Origin of the sequence: Nocardioides marmoribigeumensis, from assembly GCF_031458325.1 — a bacterium.
In the GTDB taxonomy this organism is placed as follows: domain Bacteria; phylum Actinomycetota; class Actinomycetes; order Propionibacteriales; family Nocardioidaceae; genus Marmoricola_A; species Marmoricola_A marmoribigeumensis.
This window is the reverse complement of the sequence record NZ_JAVDYG010000001.1, coordinates 564,419-578,666: the sequence shown is the minus strand read 5'-3', so window position 1 is coordinate 578,666 and position 14,248 is coordinate 564,419. Positions and strand designations below refer to the sequence as shown.

Genomic DNA, 14,248 nt, shown 5'->3' with positions numbered 1-14,248 from the left:
GTCGCACGCCCGTCCCAGACGTCGAGCCGAAGAAAGGCCCCACCGGACCATGCAGGACACCGACCTCAGCACCGCGGAGATCCGTCGCCGCTTCGTCGCGCACTTCGAGGCCCTCGGGCACACGCCCGTGCCGTCGGCCTCGCTGCTGCTCGACGACCCCAACCTGCTGTTCGTCAACGCCGGCATGGTCCCGTTCAAGCCGTACTTCCTGGGCCAGGAGACCCCGCCCTACAAGCGCGCGGTGAGCGTGCAGAAGTGCGTGCGCACCCCGGACATCGAGGACGTCGGCAAGACCACCCGGCACGGCACGTTCTTCGAGATGTGCGGCAACTTCTCGTTCGGCGACTACTTCAAGGAAGGCGCGATCGAGGCGGCCTGGGACCTGGTCACCAAGCCGGTGGCCGACGGCGGCTGGGGCTTCCCCGAGGACCGGCTCTACCCCTCGATCCTCGACGGCGACGACGAGGCGCTCGGCCTCTGGAAGCGCATCACCGGCGTCCCGGACGAGCGCATCGCCCGCCTGGGCCCCAAGGAGAACTACTGGTCGATGGGCGTCCCCGGCCCCGGCGGCCCGTGCTCGGAGATCCTGATCGACCGCGGGCCGGCGTACGGCGCCGACGGCGACTTCTCCGCCGAGGACCGCTACCTGGAGTTCTGGAACCTCGTCTTCATGCAGGACGAGCTCAGCGCGGTGCGCTCCAAGGAGGACTTCGACATCGCGGGCTCGCTGCCCCGGAAGAACATCGACACCGGCATGGGCCTCGAGCGGGTCGCGTTCCTCCTGCAGGGCAAGGAGAACATGTACGAGATCGACGTCATGTTCCCGGTGATCCAGCGGGCGATGGAGCTCACCGGCAGGCGCTACGGCGCCGGCGGCGCACAGGGCGAGCAGGACGACGTCCGCTTCCGCGTGGTCGCCGACCACGTGCGCTCCTCGATGATGCTGATCGGCGACGGCGTGACGCCGGGCAACGAGGGCCGCGGCTACGTCCTCCGGCGCCTGCTGCGCCGCGTGATCCGGTCCATGCGGCTGCTCGGCTGCGAGGACCGCGTGCTGCCCGAGCTGTTCCCCGTCAGCCGCGACAAGATGGGGGAGACCTACACCTACCTCCACCAGGACTGGACGCGCATCTCCACGGTCGCCTACGCCGAGGAGGAGGCGTTCCGCTCCACGCTGCGCGCGGGCACGCAGATCTTCGACCTCGCGGCGAGCGACGCGCGCAAGCAGGGCGCGACCGTGCTCAGCGGCGACCGGGCGTTCGCCCTGCACGACACCTACGGCTTCCCGATCGACCTCACGCTCGAGATGGCCTCGGAGCAGGGCCTCTCGGTCGACGAGGAGGGCTTCCGCCGCCTCATGGGCGAGCAGCGCGAGCGGGCCAAGGCAGACGCGCGCGCCAAGAAGGCGGGCCACGGCGACGCGGGCGCGTTCCGCGAGATCGCCGACAGCCTCGGTCGGGCGGTCGAGTTCACCGGCTACCACGAGGTCGTCTCCGAGGGCGTGGTCAGCGGCATCATCACCGGCTCGGCGACCGCGGCCGCGGCGTCGGCCGGCGACGAGGTCGGGCTCGTGCTGGACCGCACCCCGTTCTACGCCGAGGGCGGCGGCCAGCTCGCCGACCAGGGCGTCATCGAGCTCGCCAACGGCGCGCGGCTGGCGGTGCTCGACGTGCAGAGCCCGGTGACCGGGCTGGTCGTGCACCAGGTCAAGGTGCTCGAGGGCGAGGTCACCGTGGGCGAGCGCGCCCAGGGCCTGGTCGACCTCGAGCGGCGCCTGTCGATCAGCCGCGCCCACACCGCGACGCACATGGTCCACAAGGCGATGCGCGAGGCGCTCGGCGAGACCGCCACCCAGGCGGGCTCGGAGAACGCGCCCGGCCGCTTCCGGTTCGACTTCTCCGCCTCCGGGGCGGTGCCGACCTCGGTGCTCGCCGACGTCGAGGCGCGGGTCAACGACCTGATCCTCGCCGACCTCCCCGTGCACGCCGAGATCATGAGCCAGGCCGACGCGGTGAAGTCCGGCGCGATGGCGCTGTTCGGCGAGAAGTACGGCGACCGCGTGCGCGTGGTCTCCGTCGGCGACTGGGCGCGCGAGCTGTGCGGCGGCACCCACACCGCGACCTCCGCGCGCCTCGGCCTGGTCAAGCTGCTGCACGAGTCGTCCATCGGCTCGGGGGTGCGCCGGGTGGAGGCGCTGGTCGGCGCCGACGCCTACCGCTTCCTGGCCCGCGAGCACGTGCTCGTCGCCCAGCTCAGCGAGGTGCTCAAGGCGCGTCCCGAGGAGCTGCCCGAGCGGGTCTCGGACCTCGTCGAGCGGCTCCGGTCGGCGGAGAAGGAGATCGAGCAGGTCCGCGTGGCCCAGCTGCTCGCGGCGGCCGGCCAGGTCGCGGCGGGGGCCGAGGACCTCGACGGGATCGCGTTCGTCGGCCACCGGGTCGACGGCGCGGGCGGCGGCGACGTGCGGACGCTCGCGCTCGACGTACGCGGGCGCCTGCCGCAGGACCGTCCGGGCGTGGTGGTGGTGATCGGCGCGGCCGACGGCAAGGTGTCCGTGGTCGCGGCGACCAACGACCGGGCGCGGGCGGCGGGTTTCTCGGCCAACGCGCTGGTCCGCGCGGCCTCGCCCGCGATCGGCGGTCGGGGCGGCGGCAAGGACGACGTGGCGCAGGGCGGCGGCTCGGACGCCTCGGGCGTCGAGCAGGCGCTGGCCGACGTCCGTGCCGAGGTGCTCCGCGTCCGTGAGGCCGGCGGGGCCTGAGGGTGCGGGAGGGCGCGCGGATCGGCGTGGACGTCGGTGACGTCCGGGTCGGGGTCGCGACCAGCGACCGCTCGGGCCTCCTCGCCACCCCGGTCGAGACCCTGCCGCGCGGCGAGGACGACGTGCCTCGCCTGGTCGCCCTGGTCGCCGAGCACGAGGCCGTCGAGGTCGTCGTGGGGCTGCCCCGGTCCCTGTCGGGGCAGGAGGGTCCCGCGGCCGCCAAGGTCCGCGCCTACGCCGACCAGCTCGTCCAGGCGCTCGGCGCCGCCGGGAGCACCGTGGGCGTGCGGCTGTGCGACGAACGGATGAGCACCGTCACGGCCACGCACCAGCTGCGCGAGCACGGGGGGCGCGGGAAGAAGCACGGCAGGAAGCGGCGAGCCGTCGTCGACCAGGCCGCTGCGGTCGTCATCCTGCAGAATGCACTTGACACCGAGCGCGCGACGGGAGCGCCGCCCGGTGAGCTGGTCGGCGGACCTCCCGGCTGACCGACGACGACAGGGAGTGGCATGAGCCTGGAGCGCGACCGCGACGACGAGCACGGCTTCAGCCTGTTCGGCCAGGACGAGCCGCCGCACGAGGAGGTCGCCCAGGAGGGCGCGCCCCTCACCGCCGAGGAGGAGGGGCGGTCGTTCTTCAGCGACCTCGAGCCCGCCCCGCGCCGGCACCGCCGCCTCGGGAGCCTCAAGTCGTGCCTGGTCCTGATCGTGGTCGCGGCGCTGGTGGTCGCCGGTGCCGTCGCCGCCTTCACCTTCGGCAAGGACAAGATCGACGCGCTGATGGCCCCGCCGCCGGACTACGACGGCCCCGGCACCGGTTCGGTGCTGTTCGAGGTCAAGCAGGGCGACACCACCACCGAGATCGCCCGGCACCTCAAGGCCCAGGGCGTGGTCAAGAGCGTCGACGCCTTCAGCGAAGCCGCCAAGGACGACGCGGACGCCCAGGACATCCAGGTCGGCTTCTACCAGCTCAAGAAGCAGCTCCCGGCCGCCGACGCGCTCGAGGTCCTCGTCGACCCGGCCAACCTGGTGCAGGCCTCGGTGACGATCCCCGAGGGGCTGCGGGTCTCCGACATCCTGCCCAGGCTCGCCAAGGCCACCGACATCCCGTTGGCGAGGTACAAGAAGGCGGTCAAGGACGCCAAGGGCATCGGGCTCCCGTCCTACGCCAAGGGCAACGCCGAGGGCTACCTGTTCCCCGCCACCTACGCCTTCCCGCCCAACGCCGGCGCGACCAAGGTGCTGGCCACCATGGTCGACCGCTGGCGCCAGGCCGCCGACGAGGCCGACCTCGAGGGGGCGGCCAAGAAGCTGGGCTACACCCCGGGCCAGCTGATGATCGTGGCCAGCCTCGTGGAGTCCGAGGCCAACCGCGACCAGGACCGCGGCAAGGTCGCGCGGGTGATCTACAACCGCCTCGAGACCAACGCGACCGACAAGCTGCTGCAGATCGACGCCACGGTCAACTACGCCCTCGGGCGCGACCTGGGCCTGGGCCTGACCACCGAGGACCTCCAGGTCGACTCGCCCTACAACACCCGCAAGTACCCCGGCCTCCCGCCGACCCCGATCGAGGCGCCCGGCGACGAGGCCATCGCGGCGGCCGCCGACCCCACCCCGGGTGACTGGATCTACTACGTGACGGTCAACCTCGACACCGGCGAGACCAGGTTCACCAAGGACTACGACCAGTTCCTGTCGTGGAAGAACAACGACCTGGCGAAGTTCTGCGCCGGGTCCGACCGGTGCTGAGCGGGCCCGGCCCCGGGCGCCGACGCTGCGGGGTGCTCGGTCGACCGATCGCGCACTCGCTGTCGCCCGCGCTGCACCGGGCCGCCTACGCCGCGCTCGGCCTCGACTGGGAGTACGACGCCCACGACGTCGGCGAGGACGACCTGGCGGCGTACCTCGAGGGGCTCGACGACTCCTGGCACGGGCTGTCGCTGACCATGCCGCTCAAGCGCGCGGTGATGCCGCTGCTCGACGAGGTCTCGGACACGGCGAGGCTCGCGGGGGGCGCCAACACCGTCGTGCTCGAGGGGGGCCGCCGGGTCGGTGACAACACCGACGTCCCGGGGGTGGTCGGGGCGCTGCGCGAGCGGCTCGGCGGGTCGCCGGACTCCGCGATCGTGCTCGGTGGGGGAGCCACGGCCGCCTCGGTCCTGCTGGGGCTGGCCGACCTCGGCTGCAGCCACGCCACCCTGCTGGTCCGCGACCCCGCGCGGGCGGTCGCGACCGTGGAGGCCGTCCACCGGCACCCGACCCCGCCCCTGCTCACCGTCGCCCGGCTCGACGACCTCGAGCGCCGCGTCGTCGACGCCGACCTGCTGGTCAGCACGATCCCCGCCGAGGCGCAGACCTCCGGGGTGCTGTCGGCGGCGGCCCAGGTCGGCGCGGTGTTCGAGGTCGTCTACGACCCGTGGCCCACGCCGCTGGCCGAGACCACGCTGTCCGTCGGGCTGCCGCTGGTCGACGGGCTCGACCTGCTCGCCCACCAGGCGGCCCTCCAGGTCGCCCTGATGACCGGGCAGCGCGTCGAGGTGGGTGTGCTGCGCGAGGCGGGTCGCGCCGAGCTGGCCCGCCGCGCCGACTCCCGTCGCTAGGCTCCGCAGGTGTCCTCGTCCCTGGCCGCCGCGCTGCTCATGGCCGTGCTGGGGGCCGTGACCGGGTGGTTCGTGCCGGTGCTCGTCCGTGCGATCCCCGAGCCCGACCCCGAGCCCGACCCCGAGCCCGAGCCCGACCAGGACCCGTCGGCGCACCACCGCGACGAGACCGACACGACCGCCCCGCCCGAGGAGCCCGCGCCCGCCCCGGAGGCGCCGAAGGAGCTCTACGCCGACATCGCGGCGCTCCCCGGGCTCGCCTGGAGGTGCGCGGTCGCGACCGCCGTCGTCGGCGCCGTCCTGGGCTGGTCGGTCGGGCTCGCCACCCCGCTGCTGTTCCTGGCCTACCTCGCGCCGGTCGGCGTCGCCCTGTCCCTGGTCGACTGGCGCACGCGACTGCTGCCCACCAAGGTGATCGCGCCGTCGTACGCCGTGGTGGTGGTCCTCGCGGTCGCTGCGGCGGTCCCCGGCCGGGACTGGGACGACCTGCGCCGCGCGGCTCTCGGGTGGCTCGTGGCCGGCGGCACGTTCGTGCTGATGTGGCTGGTCTACCCGCGCGGCATGGGCTACGGCGACGTCCGGCTCTCCGGGGTGCTGGGCATCGCGCTGGGCTACCTCGGCTGGGGCCCCCTGCTGGTCGGGATCTACGCCGGCTTCCTGGTCGGCGGACTGGGTGGTGGCCTGCTCTCGGTGCTGCGCGTGGTCGAGCGCCGGTCCTACCCGTTCGGGCCGTTCATGTTCGTCGGCGCGGTCATCGGGGTCGTGTGGGGCGAGACCGTCGCGAGGGCCTACCTCGGCGGCTGAGAGACTGAGCGCATGCTTCGTTGGCTCACTGCGGGAGAGTCCCACGGCCCGGCGCTGGTCGCCGTGCTGGAGGGCCTGCCCGCCCACGTCCGCGTCACCTCCGCCGACATCCAGGACGCGCTCGCGCGCCGGCGGCTCGGCTACGGCCGCGGCGCACGGATGAAGTTCGAGGCCGACGAGCTCGAGGTGGTCGGCGGCATCCGCCACGGCGAGACCCAGGGCGGGCCCGTCGCGCTGCGCATCGGCAACTCCGAGTGGCCCAAGTGGGAGAAGGTGATGTCGGCCGACCCCGTCCCGGCCGACGAGCTCGAGGGCTCGGCCCGCAACGCCGCCCTGACCCGGCCGCGCCCGGGCCACGCCGACCTGGTCGGCATGCAGAAGTACGACTTCCCCGAGGCCCGCCCGATCCTCGAGCGCGCCTCCGCCCGCGAGACCGCCGCGCGCGTGGCGCTCGGGGCCGTCGCGTCGGCCTTCCTCGAGCAGGCCACCGGGGCCGAGATCGTCTCGCACGTGGTGCGGATCGGCCAGGCCACCGCGCCCTACGGCTCGGTGCCGACCAAGGCCGACCTGGCCCACCTCGACGACGACCCGGTCCGCTGCCTCGACGCCGACGCGAGCAAGGCGATGGTCGCCGAGATCGACCAGGCCCACAAGGACGGCGACACCCTCGGCGGCGTCGTCGAGGTCGTGGTCCACGGGCTGCCGCCGGGCCTCGGCTCCCACGTGCACTGGGACCGCCGCATCGACGCCCGGCTCGCCGGGGCGCTCATGGGCATCCAGGCGATCAAGGGCGTCGAGGTCGGCGACGGCTTCGGGCTCGCCGAGGTCCCCGGCTCCCGGGCGCACGACGAGATCGTCGGCACCGACGAGGGCATCCGCCGTACCTCCGGGCGGTCGGGGGGCACCGAGGGCGGCATGACCACCGGCGAGACCCTGCGGGTCCGGGCCGCGATGAAGCCGATCGCGACCGTGCCCCGCGCGCTGCGCACCGTCGACGTCGCGACCGGCGAGGCCACGGTCGCCCACCACCAGCGCTCCGACGTCTGCGCCGTGCCGGCCGCCGGGGTGGTCGCCGAGGCGATGGTCGCGCTCGTGCTCGCCGAGGCCGTGCTGGAGAAGTTCGGCGGCGACTCGGTGGGGGAGACCCGCCGCAACGTCGAGTCCTACCTCGAGACGCTGAGGTTCCGGTGACCGAGCCGCACGGCCCGCGCGTCGTCCTGATCGGTCCCATGGGGGCCGGCAAGACCACTGTCGCCGACCTGCTGGCGCAGGCCTGGGGCTGCGAGGTCCGTGACACCGACCAGGACGTCGAGGCCCAGGAGGGCCGCAGCGTCCAGGAGATCTTCATCGAGCTGGGGGAGCCCTACTTCCGCGACCGCGAGCGGGCCGCGGTGCGCGCGGCGGTCCGTGAGCACACCGGCGTCCTGGCGCTCGGCGGGGGAGCGGTGATGGACCCCGGGACCCGTGAGGTGCTCGTCGGCCAGCGCGTGGTGTTCCTCAACGTCGGCCTGGCCGACGCCGCCAAGCGGGTCGGGCTCGGCCAGGGGCGCCCGCTCCTGGTCGGCAACATCCGCTCGCGGATCAAGACGATCCTGACCGAGCGGCTGCCGATCTACGCCGCCGTCGCCTCGCACGTCGTCGACACCGACGGGCGTCCGGCCGACGAGGTCGCCGACGAGGTGCGGGCGTGGGTCGAGGCGGAGGAGGGCGCGTGAGCGCCACCACGCTGCGCCTGCAGGGCGACACGTCGTACGACGTCGTGGTCGGGCACCACCTGACCGACCGGCTCCCGGCGCTCCTCGGCGACGGGGTGGTCCGGGTGGCGGTCATCCACCCGACCGCGATGGCCGACCGGGCCCGCGCGCTGCGGCACGCGCTCGACGCAGCAGGCTTCGCCGCCCACGGGATCGAGGTCCCCGACGGCGAGACCGCCAAGACCGCCCGGGTCGCGGAGTTCTGCTGGTCGGTCCTGGGTCAGGCCGGCTTCACCCGCTCCGACGCGGTCGTCACGCTGGGCGGCGGCTCGGCCACCGACCTCGGCGGCTTCGTCGCGGCGACCTGGCTGCGTGGCGTCGAGGTGGTCCACGTGCCCACGACCCTGCTGGGCATGGTCGACGCCGCGGTCGGTGGCAAGACCGGCATCAACACCGACGAGGGCAAGAACCTCGTCGGCTCGTTCCACCACCCCGCCGGGGTGCTGTGCGACCTGTCGACGCTGGAGACCCTGCCGCGCAACGAGCTGGTCAGCGGCATGGCCGAGGTGGTCAAGTGCGGCTTCATCGCCGACCCCGAGATCCTCTCGATCGTCGAGCGGTCGCCCGCCACGGCGATGCGCGTCGGCTCCGAGGAGCAGCGGGAGCTCGTCGAGCGGGCCATCCAGGTCAAGCTCGACGTCGTCGCCGGTGACTTCAAGGAGACCGGCGGCGCTGCCGGCCACCCCGGTCGCGAGGCGCTCAACTACGGCCACACCCTCGGGCACGCGATCGAGCGTGCCGAGAGCTACCGCTACCGCCACGGTGCCGCGATCTCGATCGGCATGGTCTTCGTCGCCGAGCTGGCCCGCCTCGCCGGTCGTCTCGACGACGTCACGGCCGCCCGTCACGCCGACCTGCTGTCCGCGGTCGGCCTCCCCACGTCGTACGACGGCGCGCCGTGGGGCGACCTGCTCGCGTCGATGCGGCTGGACAAGAAGTCGCGCGGCGACCTGCTGCGGTTCGTGGTGCTGGAGGGCGTCGCTCGGCCCGTCGTCCTCGAGGGGCCCTCGACCGACCTGCTCGAGCAGGCCTTCGCCGCCGTACGCCCGCGGACGCCGCGGTGACCGGGTCGCCCCCGGCGGGGTGGTACCCCGACTCCGCCGAGCCGGGCCGCCTGCGCTGGTGGGACGGCGAGCAGTGGACCGAGCACCGCGAGTTCCGCTCCTACCTCTCCGACGGCAGCGTGACCCACGCGCAGTCCAGCCACCCGACGTCCTCGCTGCACGGCCCGGCGGTCGCGGCGCTGGTCTGCGGGATCCTGTCGCTGACCGGCTGCGCCTTCTTCACCGGCATCCCGGCGATCATCCTGGGCGGCCGGGCCCGGCGGGAGATCCGCTCCTCGGGTGGCCGCCTGGGCGGTGAGGGCGTGGCGACCGCGGGGCTGGTCACCGGCTGGCTCGGCACGCTCGTCTTCGGCATCCCCTCGGTCATCCTCGTGATGGCCGGCATCGCCAGCATCAACGGCTGACCGCGCGGACCTCAGACCAGGTCGTGCACGAACTCGCTCAGCTGGGTGAGGTTGCGGCACTCGACCATGTCGATCATCTCGGCATACTCCGGGGCCGCGGAGTCGCCGGTGCCCCACTGGCGCCGGTGCTCGGGGTTGAGCCACCAGGCGTGGCGGGCGGTCGCGACCAGCTCGCGCAGGACCTCGAGGCCGGGGTCGGAGTAGTTCGACCGCGCGTCGCCGAGGACGAGCAGGCTGGTGCGGGGACCGACCGCGTCGGGGTGGTCCTCGACGAAGCGACTCAGCGCGCGCCCGTAGTTGGTGCGGCCCCACCGTGAGGCGTGCCGCGCGGACTCGGCGAGCCGCAGCATGGTCTCGGCGGGGTCGGCCCCGGGGACGAAGTCGTCGGTGACCTCCCGGATGTCGTCGACGAAGGTGAACGCCCGCACCTTGGTGAACTGCTCGCGCAGCGCGTAGACGAGCAGGAGCGTGAAGCTCGCGAAGTTGGCCACCGACCCGCTCACGTCGCACAGCACGACCAGCTCGGTGCGGTGCGGCCGCCTCGGCCTGTGGTGGGTGGTGATGGGCACCCCACCGGTGGCCATGGAGGCGCGGATGGTGCGCCGGAAGTCCAGCGGGCCGCGCCGTCGCGCGTGCTGCTCGCGGGCCAGTCGCGTCGCGAGGCGCCGGGCGAGGGGGTAGATCTGGCGCCGCAGCTCCTCGAGGTCGTCGCGGCGCGCGTTGAGGAACGGCAGCTGGTCGAGGCTGGGCCGCAGGGTGGTGCGCGCGACGTGGTCGGGGTCCTTCTCCTCCGCGATGCGTCGGCGCACGTCGGCCTCGACCTGCCGCTGGAGGCTCGCGACCCGGTTGGCCGCGGTCAGCATCGAGACCTCCTCCGAGCGCGGGTCGCGGTCGTCGCTGCCCTCCATCAGCGCCCGCGCGACGCGCAGAACCAGCCCGTCGAGGGAGAGCTGCTGCACGGTGTTGTACGACGACCACGAGGACAGCCCCTCGCCCCGGCCGGGCATCGCGCCGTACTGCTCCACGGCCTCGCGCACGAGCAGGCGGATGGCGTCCTGGTCGCCGTCCGCCAGCGCGTCGGCCATCGCCTGGCGGAGCTCGGCGAGGGCGTCGTCGGCGCCGCGCTCGGGGGCTGCGTCCGCAGGTGGTGCCGGCTCGCTGCCGTCGAGCGGCCCGCCGCGCCAGCCCGACCCCACCAGGGCGGGGAAGTAGAGGTCGAAGATCGCGTCGAACAGCCCTCGGTGGGTCTGCCGCTTGAGCAGGGTCGCAGCCAGCCCGGCCCGCAGGGTCTCGCGGTCGCCGAGGCCGACCTGCTCGACGGCCACGACCGAGTCGAGGTCCTCGGCCAAGGAGACCGGGACACCGGCCTCGCGCAGGGCCTCGATGAAGGCGAGGTGCCGTTCGAGCAGCGCCACGGGTCGGCGTCCCTACCGTCGCCGGGGCGCGCCGGGCCGGGTGCCCGCGTGGTGGTTGCGCAGGGCCGCGACCGCCTTGGTCTGGTCGGAGGAGTGCTTGAGCACGACGCCCAGCGTGCGCTCGACCGCGTGCTGGTCGAGGTCGGCGACCTCGAGGGCGACCAGGGTGCGCGCCCAGTCGACCGACTCGCTGATCGAGGGTGCCTTCTTGAGGTCGAGCTCGCGCAGCGTGCCGACCAGGTCGACCAGCTGACGCGTGAGCCGCTCGGCGGCCTCGGGGACGTGCGAGGTGACGATCTCGCGCTCGCGCTCGGCGTCGGGGTAGTCGAGGTGGAGGAACAGGCAGCGCCGCTTGACCGCCTCCGACAGCTCCCGCGAGGCGTTGGAGGTCAGCACCACGAACGGCCGGCGTACGGCGGCCACGGTGCCGAGCTCGGGGATGGTCACCTGGAAGTCGCTGAGCACCTCGAGCAGCAGGCCCTCGACCTCGACGTCGGTCTTGTCGACCTCGTCGATGAGCAGGACCGTCGGCTCCTCGCGGAGGATCGCGCCGAGCAGCGGGCGGGTGAGCAGGAACTCGTCGGTGAAGATCTCGTCGTGGGTCTGCTCCCAGGCCTGGTCGTCGCTGGTGGCCTGGATGCGCAGGAGCTGCTTCTTGTAGTTCCACTCGTAGAGCGCGCGGGCCTCGTCGAGCCCCTCGTAGCACTGGAGCCGCACGAGCTCGGCACCGGTGGCGCGCGCGACCGCCTTGGCCAGCTCGGTCTTGCCCACCCCCGCGGGCCCCTCGACGAGCAGCGGCTTCTCCAGCCGGCCCGCGAGGAAGACGGTGGTGGCGGTGGCGTCGTCGGCGAGGTAGCCGGCGCCGTGCAGCCGCTCGGTGGCATCCGCGGGGGAGTCGAACCAGGTCACCGGGTCAGGCTACGGGTCGCGGTTCGTCCGGCACGGCGGGCCACCGGTAGGCTGGGGCGCTGCCCGACCCCCGACGTACTGAAGAGGCTCCTGCGCGCATGGCGACCACGAACGACCTGAAGAACGGCATGGTGCTCAACCTGGACGGCCAGCTCTGGCAGGTCATCTGGTTCCAGCACCACAAGCCCGGCAAGGGCGGCGCGGTGGTCCGCACCAAGCTGAAGAACATCGAGTCCGGCAAGTCCGTGGACAAGACGTTCAACGCCGACGTCAAGGTCGAGGTCGCCAACGTCGACAAGCGCACGATGCAGTACCTCTACAACGACGGCACCAACTACGTCTTCATGGACTCGGGCACCTATGACCAGCTCGAGATCGACCCCGAGACCGTGGGAGAGGCGAAGAACTTCCTGCTCGAGCAGCAGGAGGCGATCGTGGCCACCAACGAGGGCCGCGTCCTCTACCTCGAGCTCCCGGCCTCGGTCGAGCTCGAGGTCACCTACACCGAGCCCGGCCTGCAGGGCGACCGCTCCACCGGTGGCACCAAGCCCGCGACGCTCGAGACCGGGCACACCATCCAGGTCCCGCTGTTCATCACGACCGGGGAGCGCGTCAAGGTCGACACCCGCGACAGCAGCTACCTCGGCCGGGTCAGCTGAGCACGAGCGTGGCCGAGCAACGCCCCCACCGCTCCTCCCGGAGCAAGGCGCGGTCCCGCGCCCTGACCGTGCTCTTCGAGAGCGAGGTCCGCGGGCTGTCGCTCGACGGCACCCTGCAGCAGCGGCTCGACGACCAGGACCCGCCGGTGGCGGGCTACACCGTCGAGCTCGTGCGCGGGGTCGTCGACCACCAGGAGGAGATCGACGAGCTGCTCTCGCGCTACTCCCGGGACTGGTCGCTGACCCGCATGCCGGCGGTCGACCGCAACGCGCTGCGTCTCGCGGTCTACGAGATGCGGCACACCGACGTCCCCGACGAGGTCGCCATCGACGAAGCGGTCGACCTGGTCACCGAGCTCTCGACCGACGACTCCCCGGCGTTCGTCAACGGCATCCTCGGCGCGATCCTGCGCGACGGCACCCACCGCGTCTGACCTACCTGGCAGGGTGTCCCCATGAGGACGCCTGTGGGGGACGCGTACGACGTGATCGTCGTGGGACTCGGACCCGGCGGCGAGTTCGCCGCCAACAAGCTGGCCGGGGCGGGGCTGTCGGTGCTCGCGGTCGACAAGCACCTGGCCGGGGGTGAGTGCCCCTACTACGGCTGCGTGCCCAGCAAGCTGATGATGCGCGGCGCCACCGCGGTGGTCGAGGCCCGTCACGCCCCCGGCGTCTCGGGGGAGTGCGACGTCCGACCCGACTGGAAGGCGGTCGCCCGGCGGGTCGCGAGGGGCACCCACGGGTGGGACGACACCGCGTCCGTCGAGCGGCTGCAGGAGCGCGGCGCGACCGTCCTCCACGGCGAGGCACGGCTGACCGGCGCCCGCAGCGTCGAGGTCGACGGCACGCCGTACTCCGCGAGCAGGGCGGTGCTGCTCGCCACCGGCACCTCGCCGGCCGCGCCGCCGATCGACGGGCTCGCGGACACGCCGTTCTGGACCAACCGCGACATCGTCAAGGTCACCGACCTGCCGCGCACGATGGCGGTGGTCGGTGCCGGCCCGATCGGGTGCGAGCTGGCCCAGGCCTTCGCCCGCTTCGGGGTGGACGTGACGCTGCTCGAGGCCGGGGAGCGCATCCTGGCCAAGGAGGAGCCCGAGGTCTCCGCGCTCATGGCCGACGTGCTGCGGCGTGACGGGATGACCGTCCGCTCCGGGGTCGGGATCAGCCGCGTCACGCACCGCGACGACGGCTTCGTCCTGACCGTCGACGGCGAGGAGGTCCGGGCCGAGCGGCTGCTGGTCGCCGCCGGCCGCGACACGGGACTGCCCGCCATCGGCCTGGAGTCCGTCGGGATCGACACCGAGGACCGGACGTTCGTCGACGTCGACGACCACCTGCGCGTGCGGGACGACGACGGCGCGACCGTCGAGGGGCTGTGGGCGCTGGGCGACGTCGTCGGCAAGGGCCTGTTCACCCACGTCGCGAAGTACCAGGCGGCCGTCGTCATCCGCCAGCTCCTGGGCGAGGAGGGCCCCGCGGCGGACTACTCCGCGGTGCCGCGCGTGACGTTCACCTACCCCGAGGTCGGCGCGGTGGGCCTGACCGAGGCGCAGGCGCGGGAGGCCGGACACGACGTGCGCGTCGGGGTCGTGGACATCAAGGACTCCTCGCGCGGCGACCTGCACGGGGAGGGCAACGACGGGCTGGTCAAGCTCGTCGCCACCGGCGACCGTCTCCTGGGAGGTACGTCGGTCGGGCCGATGGGTGGGGAGGTGCTGGCCATGCTCACCACCGCCGTCCACGCCGGCGTGCCGGTCAGCGTGCTCAAGTCGATGATCTACGCCTATCCGACGTGGCACGGCGTCGTGCGCCAGGCCCTGTCCGCCCTCGGGGGCACCGCGCCACAGCGGGACGCCCCCTCCCCGCTGGGCTGAGC

14 protein-coding genes are annotated in these 14,248 nt (G+C 73.3%); 12 read left to right on the top strand and 2 right to left on the bottom strand.

Translation table 11 applies throughout. The features are described from left to right. Window positions 1-49 precede the first annotated feature (49 nt). From alaS to J2S63_RS02805, 9 genes are read left to right on the top strand one after another with little or no spacing between them, the layout of a single operon-like run. Window positions 50-2,758, top strand: coding sequence for an alanine--tRNA ligase (gene alaS, locus J2S63_RS02845; RefSeq protein WP_310298352.1), 2,709 nt, complete (start codon window positions 50-52; stop codon window positions 2,756-2,758). Between the two features lie 26 nt (window positions 2,759-2,784). Further along, window positions 2,785-3,246 carry a Holliday junction resolvase RuvX gene (gene ruvX, locus J2S63_RS02840; protein ID WP_425573295.1) on the top strand — a complete coding sequence of 154 codons (462 nt, stop codon included), beginning with the start codon at window positions 2,785-2,787 and terminating at the stop codon, window positions 3,244-3,246. A 21-nt stretch (window positions 3,247-3,267) separates the two neighbouring features. After that, on the top strand, window positions 3,268-4,509 hold the full coding sequence (mltG, locus tag J2S63_RS02835; RefSeq protein WP_310298346.1) for an endolytic transglycosylase MltG: 1,242 nt from the start codon (window positions 3,268-3,270) through the stop codon (window positions 4,507-4,509). Continuing rightward, the gene (locus tag J2S63_RS02830) at window positions 4,503-5,360 is read left to right on the top strand and encodes a shikimate dehydrogenase (RefSeq protein ID WP_374725098.1); all 858 of its coding nucleotides are present in this window, start codon (window positions 4,503-4,505) and stop codon (window positions 5,358-5,360) included. The genes mltG and J2S63_RS02830 overlap by 7 nt, the downstream gene beginning before the upstream one ends. Before the next feature lie 9 nt (window positions 5,361-5,369). Next, window positions 5,370-6,164 carry a prepilin peptidase gene (locus J2S63_RS02825; RefSeq protein WP_310298339.1) on the top strand — a complete coding sequence of 265 codons (795 nt, stop codon included), beginning with the start codon at window positions 5,370-5,372 and terminating at the stop codon, window positions 6,162-6,164. 12 nt (window positions 6,165-6,176) lie between these two features. Beyond that, complete coding sequence (aroC, locus tag J2S63_RS02820) at window positions 6,177-7,355, top strand: chorismate synthase (RefSeq protein ID WP_310298337.1); 1,179 nt, start codon at window positions 6,177-6,179, stop codon at window positions 7,353-7,355. Next, window positions 7,352-7,879, top strand: coding sequence for a shikimate kinase (locus J2S63_RS02815; protein WP_310298334.1), 528 nt, complete (start codon window positions 7,352-7,354; stop codon window positions 7,877-7,879). Before aroC ends, J2S63_RS02815 begins: the two co-directional genes overlap by 4 nt. Beyond that, window positions 7,876-8,982, top strand: coding sequence for a 3-dehydroquinate synthase (gene aroB / locus J2S63_RS02810; RefSeq protein ID WP_310298332.1), 1,107 nt, complete (start codon window positions 7,876-7,878; stop codon window positions 8,980-8,982). Before J2S63_RS02815 ends, aroB begins: the two co-directional genes overlap by 4 nt. Next, window positions 8,979-9,386, top strand: coding sequence for a DUF4190 domain-containing protein (locus J2S63_RS02805; protein WP_310298329.1), 408 nt, complete (start codon window positions 8,979-8,981; stop codon window positions 9,384-9,386). Before aroB ends, J2S63_RS02805 begins: the two co-directional genes overlap by 4 nt. An 11-nt stretch (window positions 9,387-9,397) precedes the next feature. Here the strand turns inward: J2S63_RS02805 and J2S63_RS02800 are convergent, their stop codons facing one another. Together J2S63_RS02800 and J2S63_RS02795 are read right to left on the bottom strand one after the other, a co-directional pair. After that, window positions 9,398-10,801 (bottom strand): vWA domain-containing protein, encoded by a 1,404-nt coding sequence (locus J2S63_RS02800; RefSeq protein WP_310298327.1) that lies wholly within the window; start codon window positions 10,799-10,801, stop codon window positions 9,398-9,400. A 12-nt stretch (window positions 10,802-10,813) separates the two neighbouring features. Continuing rightward, the gene (locus tag J2S63_RS02795) at window positions 10,814-11,710 is read right to left on the bottom strand and encodes an AAA family ATPase (protein ID WP_310298323.1); all 897 of its coding nucleotides are present in this window, start codon (window positions 11,708-11,710) and stop codon (window positions 10,814-10,816) included. A gap of 98 nt (window positions 11,711-11,808) precedes the next feature. Between J2S63_RS02795 and efp the strand changes: the two genes are divergently transcribed. From efp to J2S63_RS02780, 3 genes are read left to right on the top strand one after another with little or no spacing between them, the layout of a single operon-like run. Next, window positions 11,809-12,369 (top strand): elongation factor P, encoded by a 561-nt coding sequence (gene efp / locus J2S63_RS02790; RefSeq protein ID WP_310298320.1) that lies wholly within the window; start codon window positions 11,809-11,811, stop codon window positions 12,367-12,369. A gap of 8 nt (window positions 12,370-12,377) precedes the next feature. Further along, entirely contained in the window at window positions 12,378-12,803 is a 426-nt protein-coding gene (gene nusB / locus J2S63_RS02785; protein WP_310298317.1) for a transcription antitermination factor NusB, read from the top strand. Window positions 12,804-12,824: 21 nt separating this feature from the next. Continuing rightward, a complete protein-coding gene (locus J2S63_RS02780) occupies window positions 12,825-14,246 on the top strand; it encodes a dihydrolipoyl dehydrogenase family protein (protein ID WP_310298314.1) in 1,422 nt (473 codons plus the stop codon). The last annotated feature ends 2 nt before the right edge of the window (window positions 14,247-14,248 follow it).

Coding starts and splice junctions, on each gene's coding strand:
- alaS (WP_310298352.1), top strand. CDS start 50: ATGCAGGACACCGACCTCAGCACCGCGGAGATCCGTCGCCGCTTCGTC.
- mltG (WP_310298346.1), top strand. CDS start 3,268: ATGAGCCTGGAGCGCGACCGCGACGACGAGCACGGCTTCAGCCTGTTC.
- aroC (WP_310298337.1), top strand. CDS start 6,177: ATGCTTCGTTGGCTCACTGCGGGAGAGTCCCACGGCCCGGCGCTGGTC.
- efp (WP_310298320.1), top strand. CDS start 11,809: ATGGCGACCACGAACGACCTGAAGAACGGCATGGTGCTCAACCTGGAC.
- J2S63_RS02780 (WP_310298314.1), top strand. CDS start 12,825: ATGAGGACGCCTGTGGGGGACGCGTACGACGTGATCGTCGTGGGACTC.